The following is a 15,895-nucleotide window of genomic DNA, read 5'->3' on the forward strand; positions in this document are numbered from 1 at the left end:
CGGATACCGTGCCCAAGGCGCGGATCGCCTTATACTCTGCCGCTTCCGCCGCTCGTTGCGATACCGCGAATTCGACATCCCCGCCTAGGATCACCGCGCCGCGTGCCGCGAGTTCGCGCTGGATCGCCTGTGTCAGGCTGCCGATCGCCGCCAGCGCGCCGACGCCGAGGAAGAGGCAGGCGAGCAGCAGACGCAGCCCGCGAAACTTCAAGTCGATCTCGCGCCGTGCCAGCCGCCACGCCGTGCCCCATTCGCTCACGCGGCACTGTCCTGCACGATGTGGCCATCCGCCAGTTCGATCGTCCGGTCGCAGCGCGCCGCCAGTGCGGGATCATGCGTGATCACCACCAACGTCACGCTGGCGGCCGATTGACGCTCGAACAACAGGTCCATCACTGCAGCACCGGTCGCCGTGTCCAGATTGCCCGTCGGCTCATCGGCAAAAACCAGATCGGGCCGCGGCCCCAAGGCCCGGGCGATCGCCACGCGCTGCTGCTCGCCGCCCGACAATTGCGCCGGATAATGGCCCAGCCGATGCCCGAGCCCGACCGCAATCAGCTCCGCCTCGGCACGCGCAAAGGCATCCGGCATGCCGGCCAGCTCCATCGGCACCGCGACATTCTCGCGCGCAGTCATCGTCGGCAGCAGGTGGAAGGCCTGCAGCACGATGCCGATCCGCCCGCGCCGCGCCCGCGCCAGCGCGTCCTCACTGAGGTGCCCGAACTCGAGCCCAGCGACCCGCACGCTCCCAGCGCTGGCTTGTTCCAGCCCCGACAATATCGCCATCAGCGACGACTTGCCCGAGCCGGATGGGCCGAGCAGCGCCAGGCTGGTGCCGGCGGCGACATCCAAGTCGATGCCGCGCAGGATCGTGGTCGCGGCATCGCCGGTCCCCAGGGTCAGGGTTACACCGCGCGCGGCAATCACCATATCGGCCGGCAGTGCGGCGGCATTGTTCATCATGAAGGAAATCGCGTTGGAACGTGGGCGTTATGGATATGGGGCGGGGGCGATGGTTCTCCAAGCGATGCTTCTTAGTGGGTGTGACAAGCAGCCGGCAGCCGCGCCCGACACGACAGCAGCCCCAGACGCGGCGGCTGCGAGACCGGATCAGCCCGTCTCTCCCGTCCCCGCCGCCCCTGCCCCCGTCGCAGGCAAGGAGCGGCTGGTGCTGGCATTCGGCGACAGCCTATATGCCGGATATGGCTTGGCGCGCGGGCAGAGCCTGCCCGACGCGCTACAACGCCGGCTCCGCAACGAGGGCATCAACGCCAAGATCGTCAATGCCGGCGTCTCCGGCGACACCAGCGCCGCGGGCAGGCGACGCTTGGTCTTCTCGCTCAACAACCTGCCACGCAAGCCGGACCTGGTCCTGCTCGGGCTCGGCGGCAATGATGTGCTGCGCCAGATCTCCCCGGCCGAGACGCGCGCCAACATGGTCGCGATGCTCGACGAACTCGCCAAGCGCGACATCCCGGTGATGCTCACCGGCATGCAGGCGCCGCCCAACCTCGGCCCCGATTACGTCAAGCCGTTCAACGCCATATGGCCCGATCTCGCCGCGCGCTACAAGGCCGGACTCTACCCATTCATCCTAGATGGGGTGATCGGCAACGCCGCGTTGATGCAAGCCGACCGCGTCCACCCCAAAGCGGCAGGGATAGGTCGCATTGCCGACAAGGTCGCGCCGCTGCTTGCCAAGCAGTTGCAGGGCCCGCGCTAGACAAAGAACGGCACCAGGCACGATGCAGCGAGCGTCGCGCGGGGACGCATCCCCCTGCCCTTGCCCCCCGATCCGTGCCATTGACCGCGCATCATGAACACCGTCCTCAATATCACGAGCTCCATCCTTGGCCAGCCCTGGCGCTGGCGGGCACTGGCCACCGACACGCGGGATCCCGGTTTCGCCCCCGACGATCTCGTCACGCAGTTGCTGCTCGCGCGCGGCTGCCCACGCGACGCGCTGGAGGCGCACAAGGCGCCCAGCATCCGCGGCTTCATGCCCGACCCGTCGATCTTCCGCGACATGGACCGCGCCGCGGAGCGGCTTGCCGATGCCATCGCCGCCCAGGAATCCGTTACGATCTTTGGCGATTATGACGTGGATGGCGCCACCTCGGCTGCGTTGATGATCCTGCTGCTGCGCGACCTCGGCCTGGAGGCGAAGCCCTACATTCCGGATCGCCTGATGGAAGGCTATGGCCCGTCGGGCACCGCCTTGGTTCGCCTGAAGAACGAAGGCGCCGACCTGATCGTCACAGTCGATTGCGGCGCGCAGGCGTTCGACGCGCTGGCCCAAGCACGCGATGCCGGAGTCGACGTGATCGTCGTCGATCACCACAAATGTGCGCTCTCCCTCCCGCACGCTCACGCCGTGGTCAACCCCAACCGGCTTGATGAAGACCAGGGCCAGCATGGTGGCGCGGCGCACGGTCATCTAGCGGCGGTGGGCGTCGCCTTCCTGCTCGGCGCCGCGCTGATCCGCGTAATGCGCGCGCGTGGCGCGTTCGAGGGCAAGCCCGAACCGCGGCTGCTCGACCTGCTGGATATCGTCGCGCTCGGCACGGTCGCCGATGTCGCCCAGCTGCGCGGCCTCAACCGCGCCTTCGTGTCGCAAGGGCTGAAGGTGATGGCGCAGCGCCGCAACATCGGCCTCAACGCGTTGATCTCCGCCAGCCGCCTGACCCGCGCGCCAACAGCGCAGGATCTCGGCTTTGCGCTCGGCCCCCGCATCAACGCCGGCGGCCGTGTCGGCAAGTCGGACCTTGGCGTCCGCCTGCTCACCACGCGCGATCCGCAGGAAGCGGCCGCCATCGCTGCCGAGCTCGACCGCCTCAACGAGGAACGCCGCGCGATTGAGGCGATCGTGCAGGAGGCGGCCGAAGTCATCGCGCTCGACGCCCGCGACCGCGCGGTGCTGGTGGTTGCCGGCCATGGCTGGCACCCCGGCGTGATCGGTATCGTCGCCGGTCGGCTGAAGGAGAAATACGGCCGTCCCGCGATCGTCATCGCGATCGACGAAAACGGCATCGGCAAAGGCTCGGGCCGCTCGATCTCCGGCGTCGATCTCGGCGCGGCGATCCTCTCGGCGAAAGACAGCGGCATCCTCGTCGCCGGCGGCGGCCACGCCATGGCGGCCGGGCTGACGATCACCGAAGACCAGCTGCCGGCGCTCGGCGACTTCCTGGAGGCACGGCTCGCCGATGCCGTCGCCCGCTCGATCGGCGACCGCGCCTTGCTGCTCGACGCCCTGCTTGCCCCCGGCGGCGTCACCCCGGCGCTGGTCGAGGCGATGGAGCAAGGCGGCCCGTACGGCATGGGCTGGCCCCAGCCCCGCGTCGTCGCCGGACCGGTGCGCATCATCAAGGCGGACATCGTGGGCAACGGCCATGTCCGCACTGTGGTCGTCGGTGACGACGGCCGCTCGCTGAAGGCGGTCGCCTTCCGCCAGGCCGAAACCGCACTTGGCGCCGCACTGTTGGGCGCCCCGCCCCACCGCAAACTCTGGCTCGCCGGTCGCGCCCGGATCGACGATTGGGGCGCCAAACCCGCCGCCGAACTGCACATAGACGACGCGGCCTGGGTCGATTGATCGAAATAACCCCGCCACCGGGTTGACCCCCGCCCCGCATTTCCCTAGTCGCCACCTCCACCAACCGGCCACGCCGGCATGGCCCCTTCGTCTAGCGGTTAGGACGCGGCCCTTTCACGGCTGAAGCACGGGTTCGATTCCCGTAGGGGTCACCAACGGCAGAAATCAGCCGTTTCCGCTACCTAAATTTTGAAATTTCGTCCGCCAGAGGTATAATTTGCGCCCGGTTTCCTTTGCGATGCGCTATGAGCGACCATCAAAGCGCCTGCGCTCTATCGATAGTGGCACACCCCTTCCAAAGACATGTCGAGGATAAGGTCGCCCTCCGAATCGATCAGGCCGAGTTCGTGCAGTTTACAGCAAACGTTCTTGTGCAGGCATGGAAGCTAGAGGTGGCATCCTCGGCCATCATCGTCGCTTGCGACGGGGAGGCGTCAATCTGTCGACGTCTTCCATGTCCAGAAGCGTGTAGGCCGTTCCTGCACCGAAGCGGTCGTCTGCGACGTGGCTGAGGTACGTGTCGCCGACATCGCCGCGGGCGCCGCATCCGAGATCGTGCCGTACCTCACCAGAAAATCAAGCGACCAGTTCAATTCGCGCTTTTGAGCCCGCTCGTAAGACGCTGTGCGCCTGCTTGGGCGGCGTGGAGGTGCGCTCAACCACTTCGTTTCCGCCCCGAACGACTAAACCGTCAATCTGGGCAAGCAGCAGTACGCCGGTCTCGCGCGCAAGTGGATTACGACCTCGGGATACAGGCGGAGGAATACTGCACCCAAGCAGGCTCATACATCAACGACAGCGTACCCTCCAAACAGGGAATTAAGCGCTTCCCGCCGTCCAGTCCCTAGCTCACATCGAACAACGAGCGTACGGTTCGCACAGGAAGGATGCGACATGACAAACCAACACGATAAGCAGAAGAAGATGCATTACGAGCTGACGAACGTGGGCCTGCGCGCTCAGGCGACAGCGGTCGGGCTGGTGCAGCTATGCCTTGAACTTCGACGGGCGAACGTGATCGACGAGCCCGCTGTTCAACGGATCAAGGATGCCATCGGCGATCAGGTATCGCTGACCGCACCGAGGCCTTTGGCGGGCCCGGGGTATCGAGACGAGATAAGGACCCGGCTGGACCGGCTGTTCGCTGGTGAGCAGGAAGTCGGCTCGGCAGAGGCACTGGCGTTTGGCGCAACGCCGGACTGATCTAGAGTTCGCCCAGTAGGAGGGGGCAGCCCTGACGGACTGGCCCCGCTCGATCGTTAGTGCATTGTCGCCCGCCGCCATTACCGGTCGGCGGTCGACCCAACCGGAACCGGAGGCTGGCAATGACGGGGTTGCTGCTTCCGGTCGCGGTTGCGGCAGCCCAGGATACCGTGCGGCCGCACGGTATGTGCTGAAGTGGCCGTACCTCGCTCGCCACCTTGGCGGCGGCGAGCCGTGGAATATCTCACTGGGAACGCGTCAGAACCGGCGCGCTGCCGCCTAGCGCAGCGGGCGGGGGTCAACTCGTTCGACAGGATCATCCGAGGCCAAACCGCCACCAAGCGACCGATACAATTCGACGAGGTTGCTTTCCCGGTTCAAGCGGGTGGTGACGAGCTGCTGTTGTGCCGCATACGCCGTACGCTGCGAATCGAGGGTGTTCAGGAACGACTCCACGCCCGCCCGGTACCGCGCATCTGAGATCCGCAGCGCAACAGTGGCTGCGTTGACGCGTGCCGTCTGGGCTGAGATCTGCTCGTCGATCGTCCCACGCTGCGCCAGGGCATCGGCGACTTCGCGGAAGGCAGTCTGCACCGCTCTCTCGTAGGACGAAACCGCTGCCTGCTGCTGCGCCCGTGCCACGTCCAGATTACCACGACGCCGACCGCCGTCGAACAGCGGCAGCGAGACGGAAGGTGCGCCCGTATAGGTGAAGCTGCCACCGGAAAAGAGCCCGCTCAGCGCAGTGCTGATCGTGCCCAGCGTCGCGGTCAGCGAGATGGTAGGGAACATCGCTGCACGGGCCGCGCCGATATTGGCGTTCTGCGCGATCAATTGATGCTCGGCCTGCAGCACATCCGGACGCTGTAGCAACACATCCGACGCGAGATTGGCGGGAAGACCCCGCAGCGCTGCATCGTCGTTGCCCAGGCCCTGCGGCAGCAGCGCCACGGAGACAGGCGTTCCGACCAGCAGGTCGAGCGCATTCTTGTCCTGGGCTACCCGCGTCTTCAATACCGCAATGTCGTTGCGGGCGGCCTGGTAGGTCGTCTCGGCCTGGCGCGCCTCCAACTCGGACGCGATCCCGATGCGGAACTGCGCCCGCGTCAGCTCGAGCGATTGCGCGAACGATTTCAGCGAGTCTTGCGATATCCGGAGCTGATCTTGATCCGATGCATAGGTCAGCCACGCGGTGGCGATCTCAGCGATCAGGCTGATCCGTGTCGATCGTTGCGCCTCTTCGGTGGCGAAATACTGTTCCAACGCTGCACGGCTGAGGTTCCGCACGCGGCCGAACAGGTCGAGCTCGAATGCCGAAAACCCGGCATTGACCGAATAGAATTCCAGATCGGAGGATGATGATCCGATCCCTGCCCCGGCGCCTGCTCCGACCCCGCTGCCAGTCCCCGATCCTGTTCCGCCGCCAATGCCACCAGTTCCAGTGCCCCCAGTGCCCGTGCCGGGACCCGAACCTGTTCCCGCGCCAGTACCGCCGCCGGCCGCCCCGCCCAGGGCACCAGCAGCACCCTGGACGTTGTTGGTGTACGTCGCCGATCCGGACAAGGTGGCAGTTGGGAGCAGATCAGCACGCTGGATACGGTATTGCGCACGCGCTTGGAGCACGTTGGCCGCCGCGATGCGCAGATCGCGGTTGTTCTCCAAGCCCAGCGCGATCGTATTCCGCAGCCGATCGTCGGTGAAGAAGTCCCGCCAGCCGATCTTGGTGATGTCCGGTGCGTCGGTGGCGGCTACCGGGTAGATGCCGCCCTGCGGGAGTGCCGCGGGGACGGCACCGATCGGCCGCACGTACTTGGGCGCGAGATTGCAGCCAGCCAGCGCGGTGGCGCCAAGCAAGCCGAGAACGATTTTACTATTCATCACCAATCAGGCTCCCTGCGGCGCAGGGTGAGACCCGTGCTCGCTGTCGTCATGCCGACCTTCGTCATGCCGGCGATCCTCGACCACCTGCTCGTCACCGCGTTCATGCCCAAACAGGCGCATCACGACGATGAAGAACATCGGAACGAAGAAGATCGCGAGCACCGTCGCCGACAGCATGCCGCCGACCACTGCGCGGCCGATCGCATTCTGTCCGCCGGCGCCCGCACCGTTGGAGATCGCGAGCGGGAACACACCGAAGATGAAGGCAAGACTGGTCATGAGGATCGGGCGAAGGCGCAGCTTGGCCGCCTCGATCGCCGCATCGAAGGCATTCAATCCGTCCCGCATCTTCTCCTCGGCGAATTCGACGATCAGGATCGCGTTCTTCGCCGAGACGCCGATCGTCGTGATGAGGCCGACCTGCAGGTAGATGTCGTTGTTGAGCCCCGTCATGCTGGCCGCCAGCAGCGCGCCGACGACGCCGAGCGGTACGACCAGCATCACCGAGATCGGCACCGACCAGCTCTCATACAGCGCCGCGAGGCATAAGAAGACGATCAGCAGCGACAGACCGTACAATGCTGGCGCCTGGCCTCCGGACAGCTGCTCCTCATAGCTGAGCCCGGTCCAGTCGAGCCGCGTACCAGGCGGCAGCTTGGACTGCATCTCCTCGACCGCCTTCAGGGCAGCGCCGGAGGAGACGCCGGGGGCCGCCTGACCAAGTATCTCCATCGAAGGCTGACCGTTGTACCGCGTCAGCTGGGTAGGTCCCTGGTGCCAGGACACGTCCGAAAAGGCCGTGAACGGCGCCATGTTGCCGCTGGCACCGCGAACGTACAGGTCACCGATGTCCTCAGGGGTCATACGATAGGCTGCATCGGCCTGGATGTAGACGCGCTTGACGCGCCCGCGATCGATGAAGTCGTTGACGTACGAACCGCCCCAGGCAGTCGCGATGGTGCTGTTCACAGCGGCAAGGTCGAGGCCAAGCGCCCCTGCCTTGTCCTGATCGACATTCACCTTCAACTGCGGCGCATCGTCCAGAGCGTTAGGACGCACGCCGACCAGCGACTTATTCTGCGATGCCATTCCAAGCAGCTGGTTGCGGGCAGCAAGAAGCTTGTCGTGGCCCAACCCGCTATCGTCCACCAATTGCAGATCGAAGCCGGTGGCGTTACCCAATTCCTGCACTGCCGGCGGGATGATTGCGAAGATCAGGCCGTCGCTGTAGCGCGAGAATGCACCCATCGCGCGCCCGATAACCGCCTGCGCCTTGTTCTTGGCACCGGGGCGATCCTTCCACTCCTTCATCGGAATGAAGGCGATCCCGCTGTTTTGGCCCTGGCCTGAAAAACTGAAGCCGTTGATCGTGTAGACACCGCGGATGGCGTCACCGGCGTCACTGAGGAAGTGATCGCGCACCAGGTCCAGCCCCTTTTGGGTCCGCGCGGTGGTCGCGCCTGGAGGGCCTTGCACCAGGGCGATCATCACGCCCTGATCCTCGTCGGGGAGGAAGCCGGTCGGCAGGCGGGTGAACAGGAAGGCCATGCCGGCCAGGATCAGCGCATAGGCGATCAGCGACCGGCCCCAGCGGTTCGCCGTGGAGCGCACACCGCGCTCATAACGAACCCGACCGCGATCGAACTTGTCGTTGAACCAGCGGAAGAAGCGCGCCAGCGGCCCATTGCCCTGGCCCTTGTCCGGATCGTGTGGCTTGAGGATCGTCGCGCAGAGGGCCGGAGTCAGGATCAGTGCAACCGCGACCGACAATACCATCGCCGAGACGATGGTGATCGAGAACTGACGGTAGATGACGCCTGTCGATCCGCCGAAGAACGCCATTGGCAGGAACACCGCCGACAGCACCACGGCGATGCCGATCAGTGCGCCGGTAATTTCGTTCATCGACTTACGCGCCGCCTCCCTTGGCGACAGATGCTCCGTCGTGATGAGCCGCTCGACGTTCTCGACGACGACGATCGCATCATCGACGAGCAAGCCGATCGCCAACACCATGCCGAACAGGGTCAGCGTGTTGATGGAATAGCCGAAAGCGGCCAGCACCGCGAATGTGCCTGTCAGCACGACCGGCACCGCGATCGTCGGGATAAGCGTTGCGCGCCAGTTCTGCAGGAACAGGAACATGACGAGGAAGACGAGCACCACCGCCTCGATCAGCGTCTCGACCACCTGCTCGATCGACAGGCGGACGAACGGTGAGGTGTCGTACGGGAAAATCACCTTCACGTCCGGCGGAAATTGCTTGGCGAGCGCGTTCACCCGCTCCTTGACGGCAACCACCGTGTCCAGAGCGTTGGCGCCCGGCGCCAGCTTGATGCCGATGCCCGACGCGGGTTTGCCGTTCCACTGTGCGGAGAAGGCATAATTCTCGGCGCCGATCGCGACACGCGCGACGTCGCCCAGACGCACCACCGAGCCGTCGGCGCCGCTCTTCAACCGGATCTGCGAGAACTGCTCAGGCGTGGTCAGCCGCGACGATACAGACACCGTGGCGTTCAGCATCTGCTCCTTGGGAGCCGGCTGCGCGCCGATCTGGCCAGCCGAGACCTGAGCGTTCTGCGCCGTGACCGCAGTGGTCACGTCCGCCATGGTCAATGCGTAATTGTTGAGCTTGATCGGGTCGACCCAGATGCGCATCGCATATTGCGAGCCGAAGATCTGGGTATCGCCGACGCCGGCCACGCGCGACAGCGGATCAGAAATCCGCGACGCGACGATATCAGCAAGGTCGTCGGCATCATGCTTGCCGTCTTCCGAGTAGAGACCGACGAACAGCAGGAAGTTCTGCGTCGCCTTGGCCACGATGATGCCCTGGCGCTGCACTTCCTGCGGCAGCAACGGCGTCGCCGCCTGCAGCTTGTTCTGCACCTGCACCTGAGCGATGTCCGGGTCGGTACCCTGCTCGAAGGTGAGCGTGATCGTGACCGTTCCAGAGGACGAGGACGAGGACGAGAAATAGCGAAGGTGATCGATCCCCTTCATCTGCTGCTCGATGATCTGGGTGGTCGTGTTCTCCAGGGTCTGCGCGTCTGCGCCCGGATAGTTGGCGGTGATCGATACCGCCGGAGGGGCGATCGCCGGGAACTGGGCGATCGGCAGGCTTCGCAGCGACAGAATGCCGGCGATGACGACCATGACCGCCAGCACATAGGCGAAGATCGGGCGATCGATGAAATAGCGTGACATTGCTTCTTACTTCGCCTGTGCCTGCGCATGACCCTGCGGCGGCGCAGCGCCGGCGGGTTTGGCGTTGGGGTTCCACAGCTTGCCTTGCACCGGCATCCCCGGGCGCAGCATCATGCCGCCTTCGACGATGATCTTGTCGCCGGGCTTGATTCCGCTGGTCACGAGCCAGTTCTCGCCAAGGGCGCGCGTCGTCTGCAGCGTACGCACCTGCACCTTGTTGTCCGGACCGACGACCATCACGGTTGCCAGACCCTTCTCATCGCGACTGACGGCGCGCTGTGGCACCAGCATGCCCTTTTCCTGCGTACCTTCGACGAGCGAAGCACGAACGAACATGCCGGGCAGCAACAGGCCATTGGGATTGGGAAAGAGCGCGCGGATGACCTGCGAGCCGGTCGTCGGATCGACGGTGACGTCTGCAAACCGAAGCGTGCCTTGCGCCCCATATTCGCTACCGTCTTCCAGCTTCAGCTTCACGCGAGCATTGCCGTCCCGGGTCAATTGGCCGCTGAGGATCTGCTGGCGCAGCTTCAACAGGTCGGCACTCGATTCCTGGATATCGACGTAGATCGGATCAAGGCGCTGGATGGTAGCAAGCGCATTGGCCTGCGACGCCGATACCAGAGCACCGGTGGTGAACACCGAGCGGCCGATGCGGCCGGTGATCGGCGCACGGATGGTGGTGCGGCCAAGATCGATCTCCGCCGTGCGCAAGGCGGCCTGCTGGGCAGCGACGTCCGCGCGCGATTGTGCAGCCGTGGTCTGGGCGTTCTCGAACTCCTGACGGGCGATCGCGTTGATCTTCACCAGTTCGCCGTAGCGTCGCGCCAATGCAGCGCTGGAGGCGATGCTCGACTGCGCCCGGGTGAGCGCGGCGCGAGCGCTTGCCGCCTGCGCCTGATAGGGTGCCGGATCGATGCGGTAGAGCGGCTGCCCTTTCCGGACCACGTCACCCTCGACGAATAGACGATCGAGGATCAATCCATTCACCTGGGGGCGGACTTCCGACGTCTCGAACGCAGCGGTGCGACCGGGAAGCTCGGTCGTCAGCGTCACCGGCTCCTCACGCACGACGACGTATCCGACAGGCGCCGGGCCTTGAGGAGCCTGCTGCTGTTGCTTGCCGCCATCGCCGCAGGCGGTCAGGGCGAGCAAGGCGCTAGATGCCAGCATACAGCCCATCAGCCGATTGGAGGACATAGAATTTCCCGCTTGAAAAAAGGTATGAGAGCGATCACTCACCAATCGCGTCGTTAGACCCGCCGGTCGAGCGGGTCAACATGACTCAAGAGAGGTTCATCAATTGTCGATCGTGGAATGCCTGCCCCCGTCGCGCGCCGAGTTGCGCCGAGATATTATCAAGGCGGCGGCACGTCGATTGTTCGTGGAACACGGCTTCCACGCCACCGGCATTGCGCTGATCGCCAAGGAATCCGGTGTGGCCGTCCAACAATTGTACCGCGACTTCCCATCGAAAGAAGATATCATCGCAGCAATTGTCGAGGCAGATTGCAAGAGATTTGCGGACTTGGCCACGCTCGACAAAGCATTAGCGGCAAAGAATCGCGATGGCATCATCAATTGGCTGACAACCGCCACCTGCCGCGAAGACGAGGAAAGTGATCGCCTCTTCCTCGAGATCGCAGCCGAGGCATCTCGCAACCAACGTGTGAGCACGATCTTCTCCGATGTACGCAAGATGATGTCGGAGAACATCAGTCGCGCCTTTGCCGGCCTGACGGGCAGTGATACCGTACGCAAGGAGCATGGGCTTTTGGCCGAAGCCTTCATGATAGTGTCAGTCGGCTCGGTCTGTACACGGACCTTGCATGGGGGCGGCGGCAATCTGGCGAGCAACAAGCTGATAGATTGTTTGATCAGCGGCCTTGGGCGATGAGGTCTGATCTTGCCTGGAGAGACTACCGGCTCTGTGTCTGACGTTCGGGCGACAGCACCGTCCGCGGCCCTAAATTTAGCAGTGAAAAGGCTGCTGGCCCGACGACGCATCCATACTCTGTTTGATGAAGGTACGTTTCTGACCAGAAAAATGGCCAACCGCGCAGCCTCTCATCCTGCCGCCCGCTACATACGACGTTTCAGCGCACGACTAAGGTGGTGTTCTGTGGGACTAAATCACGCAGAAGGCTACTCCCGTGCTTCGCGTCCCAAAAATATGCGGCAATTTCCATAGTGCTAGTCTTTGCTGCGTTTATCAACGGGGGAACCGCAGCAAAGATAGCGAAACATCGATGCGTCAGCCCCCTCCAGGGGCCTTCGATCCCTTCGGCCGGCTCTCAGGCGGCGGGAGGTCGCGGGGCTTCCCGCCGTTCCAGTCGATGCGATAGAGATCGAAGCGCCGATCCGCGAGGTTGCGCACCGTCCCCTCGGCGCGCGCCCAGGTCAGATCGGCGAGATTAACGTCGGCGATCGTCAGCGTCTCGATATTCTCGCTCGCCTCAGCCGCGATGCCGTCGCGGGCGAACGGAAAGTCGCACGGTGTCAGGATGCAGGACTGCGCATATTGCACGTCCATATTGTCTACGCCCGGCAGGTTGCCGACATTGCCCGACAGGACGACGAAACACTGGTTCTCGATCGCGCGGGCCTGCGCGCAATAGCGCACACGCATATAGCCCTGGCGGTTGTCGGTGCAGAACGGCACGAAGATGATCCGCGCACCTTCGTCCACCAGCCGCCGGGCGAGTTCTGGAAACTCGCTGTCGTAGCAGATCAATACCCCGATCGGGCCGATATCGGTCTGGATCACGTCGACCGAGCTGCCGCCCTTCACCTTCCACCAGTAGGCTTCGTTCGGGGTCGGGTGAATCTTCTCCTGCGAGTGGACCGATCCATCGCGCAGGCAGACATAGGCAACGTTCTGGATACTGCCGTCTTCGGTGCGGGTGGGGTGGGATCCACCGACGATGTTAATGTTATATCGCAGGGCCATGCGCGAGAGTTCGCGGACGATGGGCTCGCGGTGTTCGGTCATGCGGTCGATCGCCTCCATCGGCGACAGCTTGCCCGTCTCGAACGACAGCAGCGACATCGTGAACAGTTCGGGGAACACCACGAAGTCGGACCGGTAATCGGCCGCTACATCCACGAAATATTCGATGTTCTTCACGAACTCCTCGAAATTATCGACCGCGCGGGCCTGCAGCTGCACCGTTGCCAGCCTCACGCTCTCGACGTCGCGCGGCACGCGGAAGGCCGGCGGCTCGTTCGGATCGACATACGGATTGCGCCACACCATGTGCGCCGCCAGGCCGTCCGACGCCTTGTCGAACGGCAGATACTTGTCGAGCACGCCGATAGGGGTGAAGCCGTTGGAAAGCTGGAAGCCGATCACCGGATCCCGCAACTCGCCGCGCTGGACGCGGGCCAGATAATCCTCCGGGCCATCGACCTTGGATTTGACCCGCGCATAATTGGGCATGCGACCGCCAAAGACGATCCCGCGCAGTTCCAGCCGTTCGGCCAGCGCCCGCCGGGCATCGTACAGGCGCTTGCCGATGCGCAGCCCGCGCTGCCGATCATCCACGGCCATCTCGATGCCGTACAGCCAGTCGCCCGTTGGATCGTGGCGGCTGCCAAAGCCGTTGCCGGTGATGGTCGCCCAATTATGCGGCGCGAGTGCGATCACCTCGTCGATGCGCGACGATGCGCAATAACCGACGATCGCGCCCTCCAGCACCGCGACGAACTGACCTTCCGGAAAGTTGTTGATCTGGCCGCTCAGCTGTCCCGCGCTGTAATTCTCGATGCCGGGATAGGCGCGGCTTATCAGCGCCAGGATGCCCGGAACGTCATCCGGTACGGCGATCCGGATATCCAGCGTGGCGGGGCTCTTCCTCAACATCGGTCTATTCCCCGTCATCGACGCATGCACATTGCTCGATCGCCAGCGCCTTTAGGGGCGTCGGTCGATCAGCAGCAAGCACATACTCGCGGCTTGCGCTCTCCGGTCTGCGCGGCCAGCCGCCGGCGCTCCTTGCGGTTCGGTGGGGCAGCATGGCCGACCGAGGAGCCTTCGACTGCCCCAGCGGACGATACCAGTATCTCTTCGCTGCGCTTCACATGCATTTCGATCGCTCCTGGCCGGGGTAGCAGGAAACGGGCACTTGGCCGCTTCGTTCCGGGTGCTGTGGCGACCTGCTGGCACGGACGGTCAGAGCCAGCGCACGCGCCTGAACCGCCGATACAGTACGCCGCAGGTGACTGCGATCACACTGAGCACCATGAAATATCCGTACTTCCAGCGCAGCTCGGGCATGACGTCGAAGTTCATGCCATAGATACCCGCAATCGCCGTCGGCACGGCCAAGATCGCTGCCCAGGCGGCGAGTTGGCGCGTAATGTCACCGGTGCGCTGCTGTTCCATCAGACTGCTGAATTCGAATACTGACGACAGCACTTCGCGCAAACCATCGACCATCGTCTCGACCCGGCGGACATGATCGAACACATCGCTGAAGTAGGCGCGCGCTTCCGGGTCGATACAGGGTAGCTGGCTGCGCGCAAGCTTGCGCGCCATTTCCTCCATCGGCACCAGAATACGTTGGAAGCGGATTAGTTCGCGTCGGAGGGTAAAGATCCTCGCTACTTCATGCCGTTCCAGGAAGGCGTCGAGGATCCGTCCTTCCATGGCCAGCACCTCATCCTCGATCGACTGGACGATCGGCAGATATCCATCGACGACGAAATCAAGCACGGCGTGGAGGACATAATCCACGCCTTGCCCCAGCAGGATCGGCGCGGCTTCGAGTTGATCGCGTAGCGGCTGATGCGAACGATCCGATCCCTGACGAACGGTGATGATATGGCTATGGCCGACGAAGATCGCCGTCTGCCCATAATCGATCGTGCCGCCCTCCAGCGTCGCCGTACGGGCAATGACGAACAATTGTTCGCCATGCACATCGACCTTAGGCAATTGTCCATCCCTGAGCGCGTCCTCGACCGCCAGCGGGTGCAAGCCGTACAATTCCTTCAGCAAGGCGATCTCGTCGGCGCACGGATCGCACAGACCGATCCAGATGAATTGCAACCGATCGGCCGGGCAATCGACATGCTCGCCCAGCGCGACTTCGCGGACACGGTGCCCATGGCGATAAAGATACGAAGCGACGACCGTCATGCGTGACTTCCGACCTCTAGCCCCGACGGTGCCGCTGCCGTGCCCGTGATCGCAGCGTTTGATCCGACCGCGCGTTTGAACGGTCGTTCGTCTCAGCCGACGCGCGGATCGCCTGTGCCGCGAGCAACGACGCCACGGTTAGCCGACCATCGCTCATCGTCGCAGTCTCTACGGGACAATCGAGAATCGTCGCCGAGGGTATGGAAGCCCGAGCCGCATTCGCACACCATCGCCGCCATTTCCGAGGCACTTTCGGACCATGCATACTCATGATGCGGGACGACCACCGCCGGGTTCGGTGCTCCGAAGGAATAAACGCCCCTCAATCCTGGGCCTGGGCGCAACCCCGTTCGCGCCGGCATCAGCCGCCGGCTGCCGATCGCGTCCGGCTGGGATCTTCCACCTTTTCACCACTGGCTTGCAGCCTGCAGGCGAGGCGACACATGGAGCTTCGCCTCGGGGCTGCGCCAGGAGGGTGGCATTTCGTTCATGGCTTCGATGTGCGGCAACGCCGGCGGAAGCCCGATCTTCGGCTCCGACGATAGCGCGTCCGCACGTACAAACTCCGGCCCGTCGGCATCCCGACGCGCTTGTGGCGCCGAGGCGGGCATCCGTTGCCACCGGGCACTGACCTCGATCCGATCCAGCACGTGGTGGCCGAGCAGCAGTAAAGCCGCGCCAAAGCTGCTGCACAGGAACGCGATGGCAGCGAGCAGGTATATCACCACGCCCGGCTCTGCCCGCGCTGCGCCGTCATAGAGATGACCTAGCGTATGGATCGCCAGATAGGCCGTGGCGCAGCTTAGTGCACCCGCCGCCCTGATCGTAATATCCGTTCGCTTGTGAGCCCAGTCCGCCATGCCACCCGTCCT

The 15,895-nt window shown here is 64.1% G+C and carries 12 protein-coding genes and 1 tRNA gene (1 of these 13 cut by a window edge); 5 read left to right on the top strand and 8 right to left on the bottom strand.

Going from position 1 to position 15,895, the window contains the following annotated elements; all coding sequences use genetic code 11:
• Together NV382_RS04220 and NV382_RS04225 are read right to left on the bottom strand one after the other, a co-directional pair.
• On the bottom strand, positions 1 to 259 hold the 5' end (the start) of the coding sequence (locus tag NV382_RS04220; RefSeq protein WP_260599283.1) for an ABC transporter permease. The gene continues 2,252 nt to the left of window position 1, outside the view; only the first 259 of its 2,511 coding nucleotides appear in the window; it begins with the start codon at positions 257 to 259; its stop codon lies off the left edge, out of view.
• Positions 256 to 960 (bottom strand): ABC transporter ATP-binding protein, encoded by a 705-nt coding sequence (locus NV382_RS04225; protein ID WP_260600302.1) that lies wholly within the window; start codon positions 958 to 960, stop codon positions 256 to 258. Before NV382_RS04225 ends, NV382_RS04220 begins: the two co-directional genes overlap by 4 nt.
• Before the next feature lie 208 nt (positions 961 to 1,168).
• Here NV382_RS04225 and NV382_RS04230 point away from each other — a divergent pair, with 208 nt between their 5' ends.
• From NV382_RS04230 to NV382_RS04245, 4 genes are all read left to right on the top strand, one after another.
• Entirely contained in the window at positions 1,169 to 1,723 is a 555-nt protein-coding gene (locus NV382_RS04230) for an arylesterase (protein ID WP_260599284.1), read from the top strand.
• Positions 1,724 to 1,816: 93 nt separating this feature from the next.
• A complete protein-coding gene (gene recJ, locus NV382_RS04235; RefSeq protein WP_260599285.1) occupies positions 1,817 to 3,592 on the top strand; it encodes a single-stranded-DNA-specific exonuclease RecJ in 1,776 nt (591 codons plus the stop codon).
• A gap of 80 nt (positions 3,593 to 3,672) precedes the next feature.
• Positions 3,673 to 3,747: transfer RNA gene (locus tag NV382_RS04240), tRNA-Glu, on the top strand.
• A gap of 769 nt (positions 3,748 to 4,516) precedes the next feature.
• A complete protein-coding gene (locus tag NV382_RS04245) occupies positions 4,517 to 4,795 on the top strand; it encodes a hypothetical protein (RefSeq protein ID WP_260599286.1) in 279 nt (92 codons plus the stop codon).
• 279 nt (positions 4,796 to 5,074) lie between these two features.
• On the opposite strand, the gene NV382_RS04250 is transcribed toward NV382_RS04245, so the two are convergent.
• Genes NV382_RS04250 through NV382_RS04260 form a run of 3 tightly spaced genes read right to left on the bottom strand, consistent with a single transcriptional unit; the run spans position 5,075 to position 11,083 of the window.
• On the bottom strand, positions 5,075 to 6,673 hold the full coding sequence (locus NV382_RS04250; RefSeq protein ID WP_260599287.1) for an efflux transporter outer membrane subunit: 1,599 nt from the start codon (positions 6,671 to 6,673) through the stop codon (positions 5,075 to 5,077).
• A 6-nt stretch (positions 6,674 to 6,679) separates the two neighbouring features.
• Complete coding sequence (locus NV382_RS04255; protein WP_260599288.1) at positions 6,680 to 9,883, bottom strand: efflux RND transporter permease subunit; 3,204 nt, start codon at positions 9,881 to 9,883, stop codon at positions 6,680 to 6,682.
• A gap of 6 nt (positions 9,884 to 9,889) precedes the next feature.
• Positions 9,890 to 11,083 (bottom strand): efflux RND transporter periplasmic adaptor subunit, encoded by a 1,194-nt coding sequence (locus tag NV382_RS04260; protein ID WP_260599289.1) that lies wholly within the window; start codon positions 11,081 to 11,083, stop codon positions 9,890 to 9,892.
• A 109-nt stretch (positions 11,084 to 11,192) separates the two neighbouring features.
• Here NV382_RS04260 and NV382_RS04265 point away from each other — a divergent pair, with 109 nt between their 5' ends.
• The gene (locus tag NV382_RS04265) at positions 11,193 to 11,780 is read left to right on the top strand and encodes a TetR/AcrR family transcriptional regulator (protein WP_260600303.1); all 588 of its coding nucleotides are present in this window, start codon (positions 11,193 to 11,195) and stop codon (positions 11,778 to 11,780) included.
• Positions 11,781 to 12,137: 357 nt separating this feature from the next.
• On the opposite strand, the gene NV382_RS04270 is transcribed toward NV382_RS04265, so the two are convergent.
• From NV382_RS04270 to NV382_RS04280, 3 genes are all read right to left on the bottom strand, one after another.
• The gene (locus tag NV382_RS04270) at positions 12,138 to 13,745 is read right to left on the bottom strand and encodes a carbon-nitrogen hydrolase family protein (protein WP_260599290.1); all 1,608 of its coding nucleotides are present in this window, start codon (positions 13,743 to 13,745) and stop codon (positions 12,138 to 12,140) included.
• A gap of 309 nt (positions 13,746 to 14,054) precedes the next feature.
• Positions 14,055 to 15,023 carry a magnesium and cobalt transport protein CorA gene (locus tag NV382_RS04275; protein WP_260599291.1) on the bottom strand — a complete coding sequence of 323 codons (969 nt, stop codon included), beginning with the start codon at positions 15,021 to 15,023 and terminating at the stop codon, positions 14,055 to 14,057.
• A 407-nt stretch (positions 15,024 to 15,430) separates the two neighbouring features.
• Positions 15,431 to 15,883 (bottom strand): hypothetical protein, encoded by a 453-nt coding sequence (locus NV382_RS04280; RefSeq protein WP_260599292.1) that lies wholly within the window; start codon positions 15,881 to 15,883, stop codon positions 15,431 to 15,433.
• Positions 15,884 to 15,895: the final 12 nt, after the last annotated feature.

The sequence above is a fragment of the Sphingomonas endolithica genome (assembly GCF_025231525.1).
In the GTDB taxonomy this organism is placed as follows: Bacteria; Pseudomonadota; Alphaproteobacteria; order Sphingomonadales; family Sphingomonadaceae; genus Sphingomonas; species Sphingomonas endolithica.

Bases quoted from the DNA above. Each gene is read 5' to 3' on its own strand.
- NV382_RS04280 (WP_260599292.1), bottom strand. From the start codon at position 15,883: ATGGCGGACTGGGCTCACAAGCGAACGGATATTACGATCAGGGCGGCG.
- NV382_RS04245 (WP_260599286.1), top strand. From the start codon at position 4,517: ATGCATTACGAGCTGACGAACGTGGGCCTGCGCGCTCAGGCGACAGCG.
- NV382_RS04250 (WP_260599287.1), bottom strand. From the start codon at position 6,673: ATGAATAGTAAAATCGTTCTCGGCTTGCTTGGCGCCACCGCGCTGGCT.
- NV382_RS04270 (WP_260599290.1), bottom strand. From the start codon at position 13,745: ATGTTGAGGAAGAGCCCCGCCACGCTGGATATCCGGATCGCCGTACCG.
- recJ (WP_260599285.1), top strand. From the start codon at position 1,817: ATGAACACCGTCCTCAATATCACGAGCTCCATCCTTGGCCAGCCCTGG.
- NV382_RS04260 (WP_260599289.1), bottom strand. From the start codon at position 11,083: ATGTCCTCCAATCGGCTGATGGGCTGTATGCTGGCATCTAGCGCCTTG.
- NV382_RS04255 (WP_260599288.1), bottom strand. From the start codon at position 9,883: ATGTCACGCTATTTCATCGATCGCCCGATCTTCGCCTATGTGCTGGCG.
- NV382_RS04275 (WP_260599291.1), bottom strand. From the start codon at position 15,023: ATGACGGTCGTCGCTTCGTATCTTTATCGCCATGGGCACCGTGTCCGC.
- NV382_RS04225 (WP_260600302.1), bottom strand. From the start codon at position 960: ATGAACAATGCCGCCGCACTGCCGGCCGATATGGTGATTGCCGCGCGC.